The sequence below is a fragment of the Pontibacter diazotrophicus genome (assembly GCF_003367245.1).
In the GTDB taxonomy this organism is placed as follows: Bacteria; Bacteroidota; Bacteroidia; order Cytophagales; family Hymenobacteraceae; genus Pontibacter; species Pontibacter diazotrophicus.
This window is the reverse complement of sequence record NZ_QRGR01000014.1, coordinates 41,321-60,876: the sequence shown is the minus strand read 5'-3', so window position 1 is coordinate 60,876 and position 19,556 is coordinate 41,321. Positions and strand designations below refer to the sequence as shown.

The following is a 19,556-nucleotide window of genomic DNA, read 5'->3' as shown; positions in this document are numbered from 1 at the left end:
GGCTGTTCTTTATAAACTGATGAGCAGGTTAGCCTGCAGGAAAGACTCCTCAAGCCCCTCAATGCCTGCCACATTGTTCCAGTAGCGCCACTCAGAACCGAAGTACATTTTGCCCGGCTTGCCCCAGGTGTTCCCCAGGTCCAGGAAGAGTTGCGGCTGCGTTAAGTATTGTGTACTGCCAGGCCCACGGTCACCAATATAATCCATAAAACCCCGGAATCTCAGGTGTACTTTCTCCGAAACAGGTAAAACAACATCCCAGCTAGGGGTAATCTGGTAGGTGCCATCGTACTCCTCACCAAGTTGCTTGTGGTAATATGTTTCGAGTTGCAGCAGACCGGAACCCGGAATCCGGAATTTGAAAGCAGGCCCCGCCGTATAAACAAAAAAGTCTTCGGGGCCTCCAAACAAAACGTTTATACCACCAGACAAAAGCACATCACTGATCGGTCCCAGTCCAATCTTTTTGCCAGTGGCGCGGCTCAGACTCACTTTCGGGTACCACTCCATGTACAGGTTCGGGCTCGCCAGGCTGACATCATTAAACAAATCGGCAAATACAAACTGCTCCACGGCACCATAGGAGCCAAAGTGCTCCAACGTTATAGTAGCCAAATCACCGGATTGCTGCAGGTCGCGGCCATAAAGCAGCTGCACGTTAGACCCTCCCTGGTAAATTACCTGCGCCTCGGCCTGCCGGTTAACCAGCAGCGTGAGGGCAAAAAACAGCATTAGTAGAAAAGGCTTTTTATAGAAAAAAATACCTGACTTGGTAAAAGTAAAATGCATGCCGAAAAGAAACTGAGTTAAAAAAGCTAAATCAAGCCGCAAAGGTAAAGTCTTACTTTAACATCTGCTACTGTAGTAGCATTTATCATCTGTTACTTTGATAACTACACAGCATGCTCACCCTACAACTAAAACAATGGCTTTTTCAGGTTATCACCTGAATTTTTCTTATATTCAAATCAGGTCGTTTTCATCTCACAGCGTTAGAAAAATCACCCTTCCTATACTTCCCAATACCATTAAAATATAACCACAAGACAAGATGGAAAATCAAGATACCCAAAGCAGCGCATCCAGCTCTTTTGTAGAAAGAATTGCCGAAAAACTTGGTGGTGCAGCCAATGCTGCGCGAATTTATGGTGAACCTATAGAACGGAATGGAATTACTGTTATACCAGTCTCTAAGGCGATGTATGGTTTTGGGGGCGGCGGCGGTAAGAAAGCTGGAGAAGAAGGTTCCGGCGGTGCCGGTGGTATCGCGCTTACTCCTATAGGCTATATCGAAATCAGCGAAGGAAGTACGCGGTTTCGCTCCATAAGGGACCCTCAGACATTAATCAAAATATTTGCGATAAGTGGTGTTGTAGTGTTGCTTACCGCCCGGAGCATCACGAAGATTTTCCGCAAGTAAGCTCGTACTGCTTCTACTATTCGTGCCTTTGCGGCTCCTACTTACAAAGATTCATTCTAATTCCGGAGAATTTTCCCGTCTTCCATCTCTATGATACGTTCGGTTTTTTCAGCAAAGCCCTGGTCGTGGGTCACAATCAGTAGTGTCTGGTTGTGTTCTTCCGCCAGCTGCTGAAAGATATTAAAAACCATTTCACTATTCTTTACATCCAGGTTGCCTGTGGGTTCGTCGCCCATGATAATGAATGGGTCATTGACAAGGGCACGGGCAATGGCTATCCGCTGCTTTTCGCCACCAGAGACTCTGTAGGCCATTTTATGCGCCAGGTGTTCGATACCCAACATTTTCAGCCGCTCCAGGGCCCGGTGCTCTACTTCCTGCTCACTATACTTGTTCAGCTTCATACCTGGCAGCATCACGTTTCGGAGCACTGTAAACTCGTTGAGCAGGTAATGAAACTGGAATACAAAACCAATCTTCTCGTTGCGGATACGCGCCAGCGCCGCATCATTCTTCCCGGTCATTGACACGCCCTCTATGAGCAAGTCACCATCATAGTCCGTATCCATGGTTGACAGGATGTAAAGCAGTGTAGACTTTCCGCAACCTGACTTACCGGTAACAGATACAAACTCTCCTTTGGCAATAGAAAAGGTAATGTCGGTGAGCACCTGCACCGTTACCGGGTCATGAAACTGTTTGTTGATATGTCTTGCTTCCAGTATTATGTCCTGCATGTACTAAATCTTTGAGTATGTGCTGCGCATGAAATATGTATAATGCTCTTTTCCTGCAAATCCCCCTCTCATCCTGTCATTCTTCTACCTGAAAGTCCTGTTCCTATTTGCCCCTTATTATCTCTACAGGGTCTACCTTACTGGCTTTGCGGGCAGGGAAGTAGCCTGCGAAGTAAGTTGTAATCAAAGAAAAGAAACCACCTATAAAGTAGAACACTGGGCTATAGTTTATCGGGTATGTTTTAACGGTTGGCAGTGCTGCCGTGTCGAAGGGAATGTTATCGATGATAACGGAGAATCCAAACCCAATCAGCAGCCCCAACAGTCCACCGAAGAAACCGATGCTCAGGGCGATGACCAGGAAAATACGGTTCACATCGCGGCCGGAGAAACCGGTGGCCTTGAGTATGGCGATGGAGTCCATCTTTTCGTAAATCATCATGTTCAGGATATTGAATATACCGAAGCCCGCCACGATGAGTAAGGTAACACCCACAGCATACGAAATGAGCGACCGGATATTACTGCCTGTTTCAAACTGCGCATTGGCGGTCTGTATATCTTCGGCATCAGCCCCAAACAGCTGTGCATACTCCTTTGCCACAACTGGGGCCATTGCCAGATCCGTTAATTTAATCTGGATATCGGTGATATAGTTGGCCGGCTGACCCAGTAGTTTCTGTGTCGTGCCAATAGAAGCATAGCTCTGAACTTTATCAATCTCCTGGATACCTGACTGGAAGTACCCTACCACCTTCAGCGAAAACCGTTCTCCCTGCGCTGTGGTTACCTGCACCACATCACCTATGTCAGCCACTAAAATATCAGCAAGCCCTTTGCCGAGTATAATGCTGTTCGAGACATTTTTTGCATCGATGGCAGAACCGGTGGTTACATAGTCCTGGAAATTAAACAGCCTGCTCTCCTCCTCCACATCGATGCCATTGATGACCCCCGTTATTTCTATAGTGCCTTCATTGAAAAACACCTGCGCCGTTAGCTTGGGGGCAACGCCCAGTACCCGCTCATCGGCTTTTACTGCCTGCATAATGGGGCCGCTGTCGTAGAGCTCTTTGCGGCTTATGCCTGACTTAACCGACTTTATGAAATTATAGGAGCCCCTATACTCCGAAGACATATTTACCGGCTGGTTCTCGCTTGGTTTTATCTCGTTATACAGGCGCACGTGTGGCGTCCGGTTCAGGATCAGGCCATCCAGCATGTCGTTCAGGCCGTTCATAAAGCTGAGCAGCGTAATAAACATGGCAATGCTGAAGGTTACCCCTACAGCAGCCACCAGTGTTTGTCGCCACCGGGCCAGCAGCAGCGATTTTGCTATCCCCAGAATGAGTTTGCTGTTCATCGCACTGGTTTTACAATCACGTCCTCCCTCGTCAGCCCGTCCAGTATCTCTACTTTCTGGTAGTCTTTGAGCCCCGTGCTTACTTTCACTTTTTCATCGTTTTCCTTTAACACAAAAGAGCCGTCCAGCAGGTACTCGCGCGGAATAAGAAGGGCATTGGCCTTTGCCTGAATGATGATGTTAGCCTCTGTGGTGAGGTTCGGGTAAAGTGCCGGTGGTGTGGTTACAAAACTGGCGTCTACCGTAAAAGAGCGTGTTCTCTCGTTCATCGCAGGGTTTATCTTGGTTATTACGGCTTCAAACACCTGTCCTTTGTAACTGTCCAGGTTCAGGAGCACCTTTTGCCCCGGCCTGATGCGGGAAATATCATATTCGTCTACCTGCAGCTCCAGTATAAATTCATCTGCGTCTCCGATCACCGCCACCGGGCTCTGCGGACTTACCATTTCCCCCTTTTCCTTCAGCACACTATACACTTTGCCGTCGGTTTCACTTTTTACGGTGTAGTCATTCGTTCTCGTCTGGCTTATCTGCAGGTTTTTCTGTGCCTGCCTTTCAGCGAAATCAAGTTGCTTTTTCAGGTCGTTGTACCGCAGCAAAGCGGATCGGTAGGCTGTCACCGCGTTCTTATAGCTAAGCTCTCTTTGCTCGAGTTCTACACGGGTGCCAATCTGGCCAGCCCACAGGTTTTGCTGCCTTACCAGCAGCAGCGAGTCGTTGTGCTTTTTGCTTTCGGCCAGGTCAATGGCTGCCTGCAGTTCATTCAGCTTATCCTCGTTGGCACTTACGCGGGCATAGTCGGCGGCAAGCCTGGCATTTTCGGTATTTAAACGGGCAGCCTCATTCTCTACTCTTAAAAGCGGTTCTCCCGCCTGCACCACATCTCCCTCCGTTACCAGTACCTGCTGAATAACACCGTTTACCATAGGGAAAACCTGGTACTGGTTTTTGCTTTTCACCACCCCCGACGCATACACTGATTCAGAAATATCCTCTACCGTAGGCTGCGTCTTTTCCTGCTCTCCTCCACAGGAAGCAAATAGCAGCATGAGCAGGGCCAGTTGCAGGTATGATTTCATGTCGCGTATCATATGACCATCATGTGAAATTCTTGTCTTATGCTGATACTGTTCTAAACGTATGAACAGGCTAAACCTTGTTCTTTACCACCACGTTGAACATATCATGTATAAATAATAAATATTTTAATTATTTGTATCAATAAGTCCTGCTTTAGTAAAGGCCTCAAATTATCAGGGAAAGCACTCTTTATACCTGATTCACAGTCTTAAAATAAAGCTCTTCCTCTGTGATTAGCTAACCTTCCGGAACACAAATCAAATACACACATCGGAGCTGATCACTGACATGAAGCATTTTATAAATTGACACTTGTCATATTAACACTAAGGGGAAAAGCTGAATTTTGCAACATACCAACGCAGTAAGGTGACAAACTTGATTCTACAATTCTAAACTATAAAAAAATGGCAGTAAACACTCAAAACCAATTCGCAGGAAAAGTAGCGCTCGTAACCGGGGCATCATCAGGCATCGGAAAAGCAACGGCCCTGCAATACGCACGGGAGGGTGCAAAAGTAGTTGTTTCTGATATAAACGAGGAAAAAGGAACCCAGGTAGTGGAGGAAATTGAAAGACAGGGTGGCGACGCCATTTTTGTAAAAGCGGATGTTGCGAAGCCAGAGGACTGCGAAAACATGGTGAAAAAAGCTGCAGCGGAATATGGCCGGCTTGATATTGCCTTCAACAATGCAGGTATTGGCGGAGAAGCTAACCCGGTGGGTGACATGAGCATTGAAGGCTGGAACACAGTAATCGCCGTTAACCTGAGCAGTGTGTTCTATTGCATGAAATACCAGATACAGCAAATGCTGCAAAACGGAGGAGGCGCCATTGTCAACAACTCTTCTATTCTGGGGCAGGTGGGGTTTGCGAACTCAGCTGCCTACGTGGCTTCCAAGCATGGCGTGGTAGGGCTTACTAAAAACGGTGCGGTAGAGTATTCTGCCAAAGGGATACGGGTGAATGCGGTTGGCCCGGCTTTTATTAAAACGCCACTCTTATCCGATGCAGGTATGAATGAAGAGTCTTTCCAGATGCTGTCCGGCCTACATCCTATCGGCAGACTGGGAGAGTCAGAAGAGGTGGCCGAACTGGTGGTATGGCTGAGTTCTGACAAAGCCTCTTTTGTCACCGGTGCCTACTATGCCGTGGACGGTGCCTACCTGGCGCGGTAAAATGCTTCATTAGTCTTTACATCAACAGATTACTTCCCTGGCCTGCTGAACGATTGGTTTAACAGGCCAGGTTTTCATTTCTGGTACAACCAACATGATGGATACACAACAAATTGTAATATAGCTTGTTTGCACCTCACCGCGTAAGACTATATGGTAACCACTGAAGAAAAGACATCCCCTACCATGCATATAACAGAAGAGAAAGGAAGCAAGGCTTTACCAGCTGAAAAACAACATCCGTGGCATAGTATGGTGCCTGCAGAGGTGATGGAAGAGCTGGAAGTATCGCCGGAAAACGGCTTGTCCGACGAAGAGGTGATGGCGCGCCAGGAGCAGTATGGCCGCAATGTGATGACTCCAAAGAAGCAGCAGAGTGCCTTTGTCCGGTTTATGCTGCAGTTTCACCAGCCGCTGATTTATATATTGCTTGCCGCCACGGTGGTCACCATGTTCCTGGAAGAGTACACAGATGCCATCGTTATTTTCGCCGTGGTATTTGTCAACGCTATTATAGGGTATGTACAGGAGTCGAAGGCACTGGAGGCGATTGATGCACTGGCCAAAAGCATGACGGCAAAAGCGCAGGTTATCCGCAACGGAAAGAAACAGGACATTGATGCGCAGGAGCTGGTGCCGGGGGATATTGTGGTGGTACAGTCCGGTGACAAATTCCCTGCCGACGTGCGCCTGGTAAAGCAGCGAGACCTTAAAGTGGACGAGTCGGCATTAACGGGAGAATCGGTGGCGGTAGAGAAGAATGCGGAGCCCGTGGCACCAGACGATGTGTTAGGCGACCGCCTGAGCATGGGCTTCTCCTCTACCATGGTAACGTACGGCAAAGGCACGGGAGTGGTGGTAGCTACAGGAGACGAAACAGAGGTAGGTAAAATACAACAGTCTATCTCAAGTGCACAGGACCTTGAGACACCTCTAACAATAAAAATCAAAGAGTTCAGCCACTTGCTGCTATGGGTAATTCTGGGGCTTTCTGTTGTCGTTTTTGCCGTTGGCATGTTGCGCGGCGAAGGTATAGGCGAAACCTTTATGGTAGCCGTTGCATTGGCAGTGGGTGCCATACCGGAGGGTCTGCCTGTGGCAGTTACCATTATGCTGGCGCTGGGGGTTTCTAAAATGGCGCAGCGCAGAGCCATCATACGCAAACTGGTGGCTGTTGAAACGCTCGGCAGCACCAACGTTATCTGCTCTGATAAAACAGGTACGCTCACCGAAAACCAGATGACGGTACAGCAGATAGTAGCAGGCAGCAAAGCATACTTTGTAAAAGGCCTCGGTTACCGCCCGGAGGGAGAAATTCTGGAGGACAACCAGCAAGCTGACCTGGGCACTAACAAAGCGCTGGAACTGTGCCTGAAAGCAGGAATACTCTGTAACGACAGTTCTGTAAAAGAAAAAGAAGGCTCCTGGACCATTGAAGGTGACCCCACCGAAGGAGCCATGGTGGTGGCAGCACGCAAAGCAGGTTTTAAGTTAGAGGAGCTGGAACAGAAAGAACCACGCAAAGATACCATTCCCTTTGAATCCGAATACCAGTACATGGCCACGCTGCACGACGCTGGCGACCGCAGTGTTATTTACCTGAAAGGCTCGGTAGAGGCTGTGCTGGAGCGCAGTAACAAAGCCATGCAGCCCGACGGCGAACTTATAGAGGTAGACAGAGAGGCAATAGAAAAACAGGTAGAGGAGCTGGCCAGCGAAGGGCTGCGCGTGCTTGCCTGTGGCATGGCCGAAGCGCCTGAAGGCACAACGGATATTACGCATGACGACACCAAATCAGGACTAGTTTTTCTGGGTTTGCAAGGTATGATTGACCCTCCGCGCCAGGAAGCCGTGGAAGCCGTGGAGCTGTGCCAGAAGGCGGGCATCGATGTGAAGATGATAACAGGCGACCATGCCATCACAGCCTCGGCTATTGCCACCCAGATTGGCTTAACAGGCCGCAAGGAAAACGGTAAATTGGTCGCCATTACGGGCAGGGAACTACAGCAGATTGAGGACCACGATCTGGAAGATGTAGCGGAGAAGACTTCTGTTTTTGCCCGTGTATCCCCGGACCAGAAGCTACGGCTTGTGAAAGCACTGCAAGCCCGCGATAAAGTGGTGGCCATGACGGGCGACGGTGTAAACGATGGGCCGGCCCTGAAGCAGGCGAACATAGGCATCGCCATGGGCATAACAGGTACCGAGGTCGCCAAAGACGCGGCGGAAATGGTGCTCACCGACGATAACTTTTCCTCTATAGAAGGAGCCGTGGAGGAAGGCCGGAGCGTCTTTGATAACCTGACCAAGTTCATCGTCTGGACGTTGCCTACGAACCTCGGCGAGGGACTTATTGTGTTGGTTGCCGTTATAATCGGTTCGCAGCTACCCGTGCAGCCCGTCCAGATTCTTTGGGTGAACATGACAACAGCGATTCTGCTGGGCCTTACGCTGGCTTTCGAACCCAAAGAACCGGGTATAATGGACCGGCCTCCCAGACCATCAGGCGAGCCTATTCTCACGAGAGAACTAATCATGCGCACCTTGCTGGTAGGTGTATTACTGTTGATTGCCTCTTTTGGCCTGTACTACTACGAAATGGAGCAAGGGGCCACCACCGCGCAGGCACGCACAGTGGCCACAACGACTTTAGTTGTGTTAGAGGCGTTTTACCTGTTCAGTTGCCGCTCTCTTGTAAGGCCGATGCGTGAAATTGGCTTCTTCACTAACATGTGGATATATTATGGCATAGCGGCTATGTTTTTGTTCCAGGCCCTGTTTATTTACGTGCCTTTCATGAATACCCTCTTCGGCTCAGCCCCACTGGATACCATGCAGGTGCTGCGCATCTTTGGTGCCGGTGTAATCTTGCTTATCATTGTAACAATAGAAAAGTACTACAGGTTTAAGAGCAACGCCCGGGTTGAAAAAGTGGCAGAAAGTGCCAGATAGCCAATATAAGTTTCAATGCGAAGGGTTCTTTTAGTTATTCGCTGTATCCTTCACAACTTTATACTTATATGCATATGGTGCCGGCATTATATTTTTGTCTTTTAAATTTGCGTAGGCTTTGGTAAACGAAGCACCGAAGAGGAAAACCAGTGAGGAGTAGAATATCCAGAGCGCTACCCGAATGATGGGAGCAACCGTGGCATACAATTCCTCCAGATCGCGCAAAACCACGAAATTCCAGAGGAGCCAGAAGCCGGCAAAGAACAGAACCGTTGTAACGGCGGCACCTACAAAAGTCGGCTCCCATTTAATTTTAGCAGCCGGAAGCTCTTTGTACAAAATGGAAAACCAGAGGAATACCAGCACAACCGTAAAGCTGTCTACCAGGGTATTCGTTACATTAGAATTCAGCTCAGGGTCACCCATTACAGTCGTCAGGGTAAATTGCAGCAGCCGCTCAACACCAAGCGAGGCAAAAAACAACAAACCGGTTGCCAGCACGAATACAAAAGTTAATCCCCTTTCCACCCAAATCCGCTGCCATACTTTTTCGTAACGAGGCTTAATCAGCCATAAATCATTTAAAGAGTTTTGGAACAGGCGGAATAGTTGTGTGGAAAGCCAGAAGACAATGACTATATACATCAATATAGTCCAGACACTCTCTTCTGCGTGTTCACCATAATTTTGTGTGATGATCACCAATATCTCAGCTCCATCTGCCCCCACCACGTCCTCTAACTGCTCTTCCAGTTCCTGCATCACCTCTGTTGTGTCGTACAGGAGCCCTAAAACATAGGAGAGGATGAGGAAAATACAGGGCAGCGCAAAAAGAGCGAAATAGGCAATAGCAGAAGCAAACTTTACCGGGTGGTTCTCTTTGAAAATATAAAATGCTTCTTTGAACAGGCGCAGGTAATCTTTGAAATGATGCTTCGGCATTAGCTGGTGCATTATGTTTAATACAACAGGATACGTAACTCCAAAGCAAAAAGTACAAGACAGGACCAGGCTCGCACTTCCCACACCCCCAGGTTTAGCAGGTTTAGCAGGTTTAGCAGGTTTAGCAGGTAAAATAAAGAAGAGCCGGCACAAGGACAACTGTAGCAGAAATCAGCTTTTAGAATGATGCCCCAGCTGCTTACTCCTCCCCGCCTTGCTTCCGGAGCAGGGCCGCAACCCTGGTGTGGTTACCATGTAGTGCATCTGCCAATGGGGTGCGCTTCCAGCGGTCTTTAGGATTAGGATCGATTCCTTTTTTCAGGAGGTACTCCACTACATCCAGATGGCCTTCGGCAGCGGCGAGGTGCAGCGGTGTGCGCTTATCGAAGTTTTCCGCTTCTGCAGAAATGCCCTGCGCCAGCAGGTTCTGCACCTCTAACAGATCGCCCTGGCTGGCAGCCCAACAGAGGTTTATCATGCCTTCCAGCCGCGATTGCAGACGGGGCAGCCGCGGATCTTTTTTCTTATGTGCCGGGTCTACCACATGGTCGTATTTGTGGAAGCTGTACTCCTTTACAAGCTCCTTGCAAAACGCAACACCCCGCACCGGGCTACCCAGCTCATCCAGCGGGGGCGAGTAAATTGCTATACCCATCAGGCCAGGCACTACTACCATCATAGCTCCTGAAACACCACTCTTTGCAGGCAAACCCACCAAAAAGGCAAACTCCCCCGAGTAATCATACATACCGCAGGAAAGCATCAGGCTCAGGCAGTCTTTCACATTATCGGAGTTAAACACTTTGTCTCCGGTGGTGGGGCAAATCCCGCCATTGGCCAGAGTAGCAGCCGCTATAGCCAGCTGATCGATATTCACTTCTATGGAACAGCATTTGTTGTACAGTTCCATGGTTTTGTAAATGTCTGTATTTTCCGGGAAGGCCCCCTGCTCCTTCATATAATAACTCAGCGCCATGTTACGTTCAGACTTCGTTACTTCTGTCTCTGCCATTTCCCTGTTAAGGCCCACCGGCGTGTTGCCACATATCCGGGACCAGATATCCATGACATGCTTCAGTCGCTTTGCTACAGTTAAATCCGGTTTAATGAGCGAGCAGATCACAATGGCACCTGCGTTGATCATGGGGTTATGGGGCAGGCCGTCCTGGTTCAGCACCAGGCCATTATAGCCTCTTCCGCTTGGCTCCCGCCCAACATGCCGGTGTACCTCCTCTTCTTCCTGCTCGTGCAGGGCAATGGCATAATTGATTGCCTTGCAAACCGATTGCAACGCAAATGTTTCCTGATGATCCCCGAGCTGTAATTTCTGGCCGTCAATCGTACAGACCGATACAGCATACAGCTTCTCCTCGTCTTTGCTGCCAGCCTCCCCTTTTTTTATGCCTTTGGTATTCTTGTAAAACCGCTCCACATCTTTGCTAAACTCCCTGAAGTCCGGAACAGAGAGTTTCTTTAAGATTGCCTTTTTAATCAGGCCAGCACTATTGTCTGCCAATAGCTTTGTAAATTCTTCGAAGGTGAGTTCCTGGGGTTCTTTATGGCCATCTTTCCGGAGGTACTTGCCCAGGCTTTTTTCCAACCGCACATCATCCCCTTGAATGCCTGCCTCCTGCAGCCTTTCCAGCACCTGCTGCATGGTTACTTTCCCATTTTTGCTGCCCAGAGAATCAAATAATGGCCTTAGTTCATTTTTAATTTCATGGTCTATGGCGCTTTCTGCTATAGTGCTGCTATTGTTGCGGTTTTCTTCTGACGTGTCCTTCAATTTATTTTCTGATTATTTGCTGTGATGGCGTATCTGCCACTGGTATTGGGGCTGCGCTACATGGCAATATTCCGTTTGATTTTTAAAGACTTCAGGCATATAAAGAAGATAAATGACACAAGAACAATGATGCCAACATCTATCAACCAACGTAACAAGGCTAGTCCTGCAGCGGTGGTATCACCAGCAACGAGTGCCATGCCAACAATAGCCGCAGACGGCACCAAAGCAAGGCCTATCATTACCCCGGAGGTGAAAACAGAGCGCTTGGTGGCAATAAGCACTGCTCCTGCCAGGCTGGCTGCGACAGATGCCGCCACAGAGGTAGTGGAGACGGTGGTCCAGTAGGTAAACAGTGTATCTGTTACTTCATAATAGTCCGCACTGTCAGCCAGGGGGTTCATGCCATACAACTGCATCAGGAAAGCAGTAAAAGCCGCTACTGCTATCAACACCAGGTAGATCAGAAAAACATCGATAACTCCCCGCTTGCATATAGCACCAGACTTTGACACCAGACCCAGGGTAATACGCATGATAGGCATAAAGCCAGGGGCCACCAGCATGCCTGCAATAGCAACATGCATCGCATTGGTTGCGATACCTACCGCTGCAAGAATGCCTGAGCATACCACAAGCAATAGCAGTATAGAAGTGGCATTACTGTCTTTACTGATAATCATCTCCATTTCCTCCCAACTGGCTTCAACGCTGTCGCGGTCTAACTGGTCACTGAAATTGTAGTTTACCAGGCTGTCAGGTTCACTGGTAGATAAAGATAAACCGGGTTTCTTTCCTAAGTCATGCCTATCCAGCCGGCGCTCCAAATCCTGAAGTGCACTGGTAACAATGGTGGCCAATATGACGTCTCCCTGAGGATTGACAGAGGCACCACGCAGCACCTGAAGGTTGATGAGACCATCTAGCTCATTTATTTCTGTCAGGATATTTTCAGTCCTCTCCGGTGATACAGTGATTTCTACTTTCCTTGGCATAAGCGCTTTATATTTACCAAACCTACTTCGGGGTGCCAGCTAGCAGAACATTCTTTAAGAATTACTTGAAGAATCTTTCGTGTTTGTATACTGTATTTCAAGATCGAAACAATAAGAAGCACAGCAAAGTAAGCTTTGGAAAGCCTTATCTGCTGTGCTTCTTGTTTTTTAGCATTTCGAACCTAAAATCCTATGGCTGCAAAAAATGTTATATACGTCGAGCCTGCTAATCTTTATCACTGGAAAAGTAGGCGTAAGCTGCACCTAATACAACAGCTCCTATAGCCAAATTCTGCAGCAAGCCTTTCCGGTTATATTTCCACTCCGCATTCATGCCCCTTTCAGCCCATATATTTGGCGCCTGACCACGTTTGAGGTCATCCAGAATACCTTCAACTACATTAACGCGGTCTGCCAGCAACAAGGGTAACCAATGTCCAAAACTGCCTTCGCCATACTGAAAAGCATAGCGCCGGAGCATGCCACTCAATCCGCTCGGTGGCGCAGAAGTTCCGAAAACGGCTGTTACATTCGGGCGCTCGTTCGAATGGAGCACCTCCATGTCGATAGGTTGCAGAGGCGGCCTTTTCCAACTGTAGCCGCTATGGTCTTCGTTGGAGCGTTTCCGCATGGGGTACGTGGGGTCGTTCTTTGGATCTGCGTCTATGCCCCACCCTTTTATATGTGAATAGTCTTTTGCTGTGTTTTCCATAGTCATGTTTGTTTATACTCTGGCTGATGGTGGAACAAGAACTGGTTTGATACACTCATCAAGCTTATCAGAAAAAATACGGTATGCGTCGGATACTTCCTCTAAAGGGAAGTGGTGCGTAATCAACTCTTTGGGGTTTAAAATACCACTTTGTACGTGCTCTATCAGTTTCGGCAACAGACGCTTTACAGAGGCCTGGTTTGCCCTGATAGTAAGGCCTTTATTTACGACGTTTCCAATCGGCACCATGTTGAGCGTAGGCCCATAGACTCCTACAATGGACACTATACCTCCTTTTTTGGCGGAGTTGATAGCCCATTGCAACGCTGTGGCAGAACCTGCCTGCATCAGCGTTTTTCTGCCGGTAAATGTTTGCATGGCACTGCCTGCTGCTTCGGCACCCACTGCATCAATGCATACATCAGCCCCCAGCGAGTCAGTCGTTTTTTTCATGAACACCACCGGATCTTCGATAGACCTGAAGTTATAAGCTTCGCACTGCGCATACTTTCGCACAAAATCAAGCCGGTACTCTTCCTGATCAAATACAATCACGCGACCTGACCCGAATAGCCAGGCACACTTTGCCGCCATGATCCCCACAGGGCCTGCACCAAAAACCACCACTGTATCGCCTTTTTGGATGCCCCCCATTTCAGCCGCCTGGTAACCTGTCGGCACTACGTCGGTCAGCATCACGGCGTCATCCGGGTGCATGTTATCCGGAATAACCATAGGCCCTACATTGGCATAAGGCACACGCACATATTCTGCCTGCCCTCCATTGTAACCACCGGCTATATGCGAATAGCCGAAAATACCACCCACTGCTGTGGCCTGCGGGTTTGCCTCGTGGCAGTTTCCGTACAGTTCCTGCTTACAGAAGGTACACTCGCCGCAGGCAATATTGAAAGGTACTATCACCTGGTCACCCACTTTCAGCTTGTTTACATCAGGCCCAATCTCTTCCACCACTCCGATGAATTCATGGCCAAAGGTCTCCCCTACACGGGTGTCCGGCACATTGCCGTTGTATAAATGCAAATCAGACCCACAGATACAGGAGCGGGTAACCCGAACAATAGCATCCTGGGGATGCAGTATTTCGGGCATCGGTTTGTCACGGTCTAGTCGGACCCGTTGAGGGCCCCGGTAGTTCATAGCCAGCATAAGTTTGTTTTCTTTGTGTTAAATAAGACATTTTGTGATTCTGTGACTTAGAGACTGTTCCTGATGTTCCATATCAGGAACAGTCTCTGAAATAAGTATAAGTAGGTACTTGTCTGCCTAGTCAAGGTTTCAGAAACAGGCTAAATAAGCGGATTAAGTATATTTACAGGGTGATACTGTTCTACCAAAACCGTCTGAAAAAGGCTTAGGCTATGGCCGCTCTCCTATTGTCCAGCCCACGCGCGCAACAGGATGGCGATAAGGTCCGGCAATAAGCATGTCAGCTACTGCTCCTGTAGTAAAGGCATAGACTCCTTTGTGCAGCAAATCAATTGCCTGCTCGTCTTTGGGCCACGTCCAGGGAGGAGCGCCTACTCCGGTAGCATTCTCCTGAGCCTGGTCGCAGATCAGCCGCAGGTTCATGAACAGAAAAGATCCCACAGGGCCACGATATCCGCTCTCCGCCATCAGCCCACGCACCACACCCAACAGAATGCCCTGCCCCCAGTGCATGGCCCAGTTAAAACCCAGTCTTTCTGAGTCAGGCTTATGCGGGCGCCCCAGCAGCCGCTCTAAAGTATGTGCAGGCACATAAGAGTCAGGCCTCTTTGTAAACTGCTGCTCTATTTTCTCTGCCAGCGTCATGGCTGCCACTCCTGCGGCTCCCGCTATCAATCCGTATACTGCTGCCTTTCCTGTCATAATTTTTTCTCTCTTCCCGGTTTCTTCACATCCCAGGATTTGTATAATTTAAGATGGTCCTCGCGCTGCCGCTGTATGTGTGACAGACGCCTAAAAATGATGCTATTATTTTACGCTTGCAGAAGCCAGTGGTTCGGGTATCTTTATGCTATGCTGAATGAGGCGGAATATTTTGTTTAACCTACTCAGGGCTCTTATAACTAAAGCAAGCCAGGTAATGAGACTATTATTCGCTTATATACTACCCGCTACTGCCTCATTTAAATATGACAAAGCATCCTGCTCTCCAAAAATGAGCGGGCTAAACTGTAGCTTTTTGTCATCCGGGTGGTGCAGCGTGCGCTTCAGTACAAAGTCAAAAAGCAGTGGATTTCGTTTGTAGATTTGATTCAGGGGCTCCACATGCTCCTTCTCCAAATAACCCATCTGTGCCAGCGCCTTGGTAGACACGACAGAGTTGATGGCAGGCAAAGGATAGTCGGTTCCATTTATCAGGCGGTGGTGGATGTCCTGCCGCTCTAAGATGGCCTTCAGTGGATCGCCAGAGCGGTTGATTTGTATAAGACCGGATATGTCACCCCACAATTGCCCCACATACCGGGGTTCATCCATCAGGCGGAGAAACAGCTTGTAGTTTTTTTCCATTGGCTTATCCTCTCTATCAATATCCTGGTTTGTGCCGAGCCCTGCACAGTGCGCCATAATAATCTTCACGCCCATATCTAGTGGCTTAACAAACAACAAGGGATTCCCCAGGTGTTGCAGGCCAACAACTTTCAGTGCATCTTCATCTCCGACATGCGTCAGCAACACCATGTCCAGCTCTATCAATTTTTCATAGAAGCTTTCGCATTGGGGGCTGGAGGCATCAATAGCCATCTCATTCGGGATCCACTTTACCATTCTGACACCGCGGCCCGCCCATTTTTCAAGCTCCTTCAGGGCATCTGTCCGGTAAGGATGCACTGAAATGCAGGGGTTAAGCACCCTTGGGTTTTGCAGGCAAACCTGCATCACATACTCATTCGTAACATATACCTTTGTATTATTCAGGTTCTCTAGGCCATCTGTGTCGTAGCTTTTATCCAGTGCCAGCACAAAGGTTTTGGAAGGATAGGGCAAATCACCGATCAATGTCAAGAAGCGCTGCAGGTATTGCTCATCTGCCTTCTCACTGTCCTCAATACCTGCAGCACTTAAATAAACATGTAGCTTTGTCTTATCTTCCGGATGAAGGAGACTATCCATTTCCGGATTCACCCATATCCCTGCCCCACTTGTGCCCAAGCCAAGCATGTGGGCATGGTAATCGAATATAATTCCGTCCGGCACGCCATCGTACGCTTCCTGGATCAGCTCCTTCGCCTCCCCGCTCAGCACTACATCAGATGGATTCTTCTCGAAATCTCCGGCCAGTTTGTCTACCATTTTATTTTCCATAGCTCCCCCTTTTTCTATTTGGATTACGCGTAAAAAAAAGAATAGGGTTATATCAGCATCTTCAGCCGTAGAAGCAACTCAGACTGCCACTGTCTCAAAGCAACAGGTGCCTTGTGCCAAAGAGAAGCAGCCTTTTTTACCTTTCTGTGTTAGCCTTAAAACATGCACCTGCAGCAGCATTCATTTTCAGCATGCCGTATAGCAGCATAGCAGGTGGGCATATAAAGAACAATCCCTTGCGTATGTTTATGTTAAAAACAGCGACAGCACTACTCATTCTTTACCTTCTACTCATGGGCCTATTATCATTTCAGCAGGAGCGTATGATTTTCTTTCCTCAGAAACTTACAGCAGATCATGCCTTTCGGTTTAACCAGGAATTCGAGGAAATTTATATTCCAACTAAAGACGGAGTAAAGCTGCATGGGCTGTTGTTTAAGGCTGCTGAACCAAAAGGGCTCGTATTTTACCTGCACGGCAATGCCGGTTCTGTAGATTCATGGGGCTTGATAGCGCAAACGTATACTGATTTAAACTACGACCTCTTTCTACTGGATTACCGCGGTTACGGCAAAAGTGAAGGGAGCATTAGCAGCGAAAGACAGTTTTACGAGGATGTACAGGCAGCTTACGACCAGCTGAAATTGATTTATACAGAGAACCAGATTATCATAGCGGGCTATTCAATAGGCACAGGACCTGCTGCCATGCTGGCCTCAGTAAACAAACCAAAGCTATTGCTATTGCAAGCCCCCTACTACAGCCTCGGTAACCTGATGCAGAACCTCTACCCTTTTGTGCCTGCTTTTCTGCTAAACTATAAATTCGAGACTTTTCGCTTTGTGGAGAAAACAGAAGCCCCCATTGCTGTTTTTCATGGCAAGGAGGATGAGATAATTTATCCGGGTTCTTCAGAAAAGCTGAAAGCGCACCTGAAGCCAGGGGATAAAGTAATCTTTCTGGAGGGACAGGGGCATAACGGGATGAACGAGAATCCTGCTTATCAGAAGGAATTAGCAGAGGTGCTTAATGCCGCAGATTAAGCGCATGTTCAGAGCTTTTGTAGGTGCTTCACAAGTTTTCAGAGGGGACTTCACACGTACACCAACGCTCTGTAAGGTAAGAGCGTGAAGGGTATTTTGCCATGCTTGATTCTGGTTAAAAAGTCTTCTTTACCTGATATCTTTTAAATTGAGCAGCTCTCCCACTCTGTACCAGCGGTAGCCGTACCCCTCTAATTTAATTTTATGGAAACCGGATTTACCAGGCCGGCGTGTTTCTTTCTGCAGCAGGTTTTCAAGCGTATCCTTTGCCGTTACCTCTGATGTGAATGTCACCTGCTGCGGCTTATCACTAAAATTGTGCACCATCACCAAGTGGCTGCCTTGCCAGTCGTACTGCATCACCAGGACATCCGGTGAGCCGGCCTCCAATATCTTCCAGTCTCCCCAACCAATTTCGGGGCAAAGTTTCCTTGCTTCAATAATGTTGGCAGTCCAGTTCAGGAATGAGTTTGGATCTCGGAGCTGTGCCTCCACGTTTACACGAGCATAGGCGTATTTTCCTTCATCAATAACAGGGGTATCCAGCTCCTTGTCTGCTGTGGAGAAACCGGCGTTTTTTTCATCAGACCACTGCATAGGCGTCCGCACAGCCTCCCGCTCCGGCAGGCTAAGGTCTTCGCCCATGGCAATTTCGTCGCCATAGCGGATAACGGGAGTTCCAGGCAAAGCAAACATCAGGCTATAGGCCAGCTCCAGTTGCTTCCGGTTCCGGAGCATGGGTGCCAGCCTCCGCCGAATGCCCCTTTCATAGAGCTGCATGTTCTCCTGCGGCCCAAACGCCTGGTATACTTTATTCCGTTGTTCCTCCGTAAGCCGCCCCAGGTCCAGTTCGTCGTGGTTGCGCAGAAAATTGCCCCATTGGGCTGTGGCTGGAATATCACGGGTATCCACGAGCGCTTTTTTCAGAGGCTGCAGGTCCTCAGTAGCAAGCGAGTAAAACACGTGCTGGTTCACATAAAAATTAAACATCATATGAATCCCATTGCCTTCGTCTCCAAAATAGCGCTCATTCTCTTCAGGCAGTACATTCGCCTCGCCTAGCAGGATGGCATCACCCTTACGCCACTGCAGAAACCGCCGGAACCTGCTAATCATTTCAAAATAATGGATAGGATCATCGGGGTCGGATCGTGGGTCTTCAATAATGAAAGGCACGGCATCAAGCCGGAAACCATCTACCCCCTGTCGCAGCCAATAGCCGATAATACGCTCCGCCTCTTTTTGCACTTCCGGGTTGCTGTAATTGAGGTCAGGCTGAAATTTATAGAAACGATGTGAATAATAAGCCCCAGCTTCCTCATCATACGTCCAGGTAGCCTCCTGCACCCCCGGAAATACCATGCCCCTGTTCCAGCTTTCCGGGCGTTCTTCTGACCAGACGTACCAATCGCGGTAGCGGGATCTGCTGCTCTGCCGTGCCTGCTGAAACCATGGGTGCTGAATGGAAGTGTGGTTCAGCACCAGATCTGTGACAACCCGCATGCCCCGCATGTGCGCCTGGTGCATAAAGTCCTCGAAATCGCCGGGTGTGCCCAGGCGTGGATTTATGCCATAATAGTCGGAGACGTCGTAGCCGTTATCCTGCTCCGGCGAGGGCTGGAAAGGGGCCAGCCAAAGCACATCCACCCCCAGCATCTGCAGGTAATCCAGCTGCTGCGCAAGCCCCTTAAAATCGCCCACGCCGTCACCGTCCGAGTCCTTGAATGAATCAATGTCTACGTTGTAGATGATACTGTTTTTGTACCACAGGCCTTTGACCTGGTGCGGAGTGGCCTGTTTTTCAGGAGGGGGAGTGCCGGTCTGTGCAAGCGCAAAAGGCTGCACTGCGAACACCAGCAGGATATTTACAGCTAAGCCCAAAACATCTTTTTTCATAGCGGGTGCCTTAAGAGGTGTTTGCCTGTTAACGAAAGCTTTCTCTTGAAAGGTTACAGCAGCAGGCTTCCATCAGCAGAAATCAGGGCGCTCCCGAATTGTATTTGCAAAACATCAATCCGGCTTTTGCGTTTCATCTT

16 protein-coding genes are annotated in these 19,556 nt (G+C 48.7%); 4 read left to right on the top strand and 12 right to left on the bottom strand.

The genetic code is table 11. The annotated features are described in order from the left end of the window. Positions 1-9: 9 nt before the first annotated feature. The gene (locus tag DXT99_RS13970) at positions 10-732 is read right to left on the bottom strand and encodes a hypothetical protein (protein WP_147294224.1); all 723 of its coding nucleotides are present in this window, start codon (positions 730-732) and stop codon (positions 10-12) included. A gap of 319 nt (positions 733-1,051) precedes the next feature. On the opposite strand from DXT99_RS13970, the gene DXT99_RS13965 reads away from it, so the two are divergent. Continuing rightward, positions 1,052-1,420 carry a spore germination protein GerW family protein gene (locus tag DXT99_RS13965; protein ID WP_115566185.1) on the top strand — a complete coding sequence of 123 codons (369 nt, stop codon included), beginning with the start codon at positions 1,052-1,054 and terminating at the stop codon, positions 1,418-1,420. A 56-nt stretch (positions 1,421-1,476) separates the two neighbouring features. Here DXT99_RS13965 and DXT99_RS13960 read toward each other — a convergent pair whose 3' ends face one another. From DXT99_RS13960 to DXT99_RS13950, 3 genes are all read right to left on the bottom strand, one after another. Beyond that, positions 1,477-2,157, bottom strand: coding sequence for an ABC transporter ATP-binding protein (locus DXT99_RS13960; protein ID WP_115566184.1), 681 nt, complete (start codon positions 2,155-2,157; stop codon positions 1,477-1,479). Positions 2,158-2,260: 103 nt separating this feature from the next. Further along, positions 2,261-3,520 (bottom strand): ABC transporter permease, encoded by a 1,260-nt coding sequence (locus DXT99_RS13955; protein WP_115566183.1) that lies wholly within the window; start codon positions 3,518-3,520, stop codon positions 2,261-2,263. Further along, on the bottom strand, positions 3,517-4,599 hold the full coding sequence (locus tag DXT99_RS13950; protein ID WP_115566268.1) for an efflux RND transporter periplasmic adaptor subunit: 1,083 nt from the start codon (positions 4,597-4,599) through the stop codon (positions 3,517-3,519). The genes DXT99_RS13955 and DXT99_RS13950 overlap by 4 nt, the downstream gene beginning before the upstream one ends. A gap of 408 nt (positions 4,600-5,007) precedes the next feature. On the opposite strand from DXT99_RS13950, the gene DXT99_RS13945 reads away from it, so the two are divergent. Next, complete coding sequence (locus DXT99_RS13945; protein WP_115566182.1) at positions 5,008-5,778, top strand: SDR family NAD(P)-dependent oxidoreductase; 771 nt, start codon at positions 5,008-5,010, stop codon at positions 5,776-5,778. Positions 5,779-5,931: 153 nt separating this feature from the next. Beyond that, positions 5,932-8,730, top strand: coding sequence for a cation-transporting P-type ATPase (locus DXT99_RS13940; protein WP_246000728.1), 2,799 nt, complete (start codon positions 5,932-5,934; stop codon positions 8,728-8,730). Between the two features lie 30 nt (positions 8,731-8,760). On the opposite strand, the gene DXT99_RS13935 is transcribed toward DXT99_RS13940, so the two are convergent. The 7 genes from DXT99_RS13935 to DXT99_RS13905 form a co-directional block, all read right to left on the bottom strand. Next, positions 8,761-9,684, bottom strand: a complete 924-nt coding sequence (locus tag DXT99_RS13935; RefSeq protein WP_115566181.1) for a YihY/virulence factor BrkB family protein — start codon at positions 9,682-9,684, stop codon at positions 8,761-8,763. 187 nt (positions 9,685-9,871) lie between these two features. Then, positions 9,872-11,458: a glutaminase A gene (glsA, locus tag DXT99_RS13930; RefSeq protein ID WP_115566180.1), complete on the bottom strand. Its 1,587-nt coding sequence runs from the start codon at positions 11,456-11,458 to the stop codon at positions 9,872-9,874. A 56-nt stretch (positions 11,459-11,514) separates the two neighbouring features. Beyond that, positions 11,515-12,453 (bottom strand): DUF389 domain-containing protein, encoded by a 939-nt coding sequence (locus DXT99_RS13925; protein WP_115566179.1) that lies wholly within the window; start codon positions 12,451-12,453, stop codon positions 11,515-11,517. Between the two features lie 226 nt (positions 12,454-12,679). Further along, positions 12,680-13,165, bottom strand: coding sequence for a hypothetical protein (locus DXT99_RS13920; protein ID WP_115566266.1), 486 nt, complete (start codon positions 13,163-13,165; stop codon positions 12,680-12,682). A 12-nt stretch (positions 13,166-13,177) separates the two neighbouring features. Beyond that, positions 13,178-14,335, bottom strand: coding sequence for a zinc-dependent alcohol dehydrogenase (locus DXT99_RS13915; protein WP_115566178.1), 1,158 nt, complete (start codon positions 14,333-14,335; stop codon positions 13,178-13,180). Between the two features lie 210 nt (positions 14,336-14,545). Continuing rightward, positions 14,546-15,037, bottom strand: coding sequence for a hypothetical protein (locus tag DXT99_RS13910; protein ID WP_220273393.1), 492 nt, complete (start codon positions 15,035-15,037; stop codon positions 14,546-14,548). A 234-nt stretch (positions 15,038-15,271) separates the two neighbouring features. Then, positions 15,272-16,477, bottom strand: a complete 1,206-nt coding sequence (locus DXT99_RS13905; protein WP_115566177.1) for an amidohydrolase family protein — start codon at positions 16,475-16,477, stop codon at positions 15,272-15,274. 293 nt (positions 16,478-16,770) lie between these two features. Between DXT99_RS13905 and DXT99_RS13900 the strand changes: the two genes are divergently transcribed. Further along, positions 16,771-17,520 (top strand): alpha/beta hydrolase, encoded by a 750-nt coding sequence (locus tag DXT99_RS13900; RefSeq protein WP_115566264.1) that lies wholly within the window; start codon positions 16,771-16,773, stop codon positions 17,518-17,520. Between the two features lie 129 nt (positions 17,521-17,649). On the opposite strand, the gene DXT99_RS13895 is transcribed toward DXT99_RS13900, so the two are convergent. Then, positions 17,650-19,416: an alpha-amylase family protein gene (locus tag DXT99_RS13895; protein WP_115566176.1), complete on the bottom strand. Its 1,767-nt coding sequence runs from the start codon at positions 19,414-19,416 to the stop codon at positions 17,650-17,652. Between the last annotated feature and the right edge of the window lie 140 nt (positions 19,417-19,556).

Coding starts and splice junctions, on each gene's coding strand:
- DXT99_RS13970 (WP_147294224.1), bottom strand. CDS start 732: ATGCTGTTTTTTGCCCTCACGCTGCTGGTTAACCGGCAGGCCGAGGCG.
- DXT99_RS13965 (WP_115566185.1), top strand. CDS start 1,052: ATGGAAAATCAAGATACCCAAAGCAGCGCATCCAGCTCTTTTGTAGAA.
- DXT99_RS13960 (WP_115566184.1), bottom strand. CDS start 2,157: ATGCAGGACATAATACTGGAAGCAAGACATATCAACAAACAGTTTCAT.
- DXT99_RS13955 (WP_115566183.1), bottom strand. CDS start 3,520: ATGAACAGCAAACTCATTCTGGGGATAGCAAAATCGCTGCTGCTGGCC.
- DXT99_RS13950 (WP_115566268.1), bottom strand. CDS start 4,599: ATGAAATCATACCTGCAACTGGCCCTGCTCATGCTGCTATTTGCTTCC.
- DXT99_RS13945 (WP_115566182.1), top strand. CDS start 5,008: ATGGCAGTAAACACTCAAAACCAATTCGCAGGAAAAGTAGCGCTCGTA.
- DXT99_RS13940 (WP_246000728.1), top strand. CDS start 5,932: ATGGTAACCACTGAAGAAAAGACATCCCCTACCATGCATATAACAGAA.
- DXT99_RS13935 (WP_115566181.1), bottom strand. CDS start 9,684: ATGCACCAGCTAATGCCGAAGCATCATTTCAAAGATTACCTGCGCCTG.
- DXT99_RS13925 (WP_115566179.1), bottom strand. CDS start 12,453: ATGCCAAGGAAAGTAGAAATCACTGTATCACCGGAGAGGACTGAAAAT.
- DXT99_RS13920 (WP_115566266.1), bottom strand. CDS start 13,165: ATGGAAAACACAGCAAAAGACTATTCACATATAAAAGGGTGGGGCATA.
- DXT99_RS13915 (WP_115566178.1), bottom strand. CDS start 14,335: ATGCTGGCTATGAACTACCGGGGCCCTCAACGGGTCCGACTAGACCGT.
- DXT99_RS13910 (WP_220273393.1), bottom strand. CDS start 15,037: ATGACAGGAAAGGCAGCAGTATACGGATTGATAGCGGGAGCCGCAGGA.
- DXT99_RS13905 (WP_115566177.1), bottom strand. CDS start 16,477: ATGGAAAATAAAATGGTAGACAAACTGGCCGGAGATTTCGAGAAGAAT.
- DXT99_RS13900 (WP_115566264.1), top strand. CDS start 16,771: ATGGGCCTATTATCATTTCAGCAGGAGCGTATGATTTTCTTTCCTCAG.
- DXT99_RS13895 (WP_115566176.1), bottom strand. CDS start 19,416: ATGAAAAAAGATGTTTTGGGCTTAGCTGTAAATATCCTGCTGGTGTTC.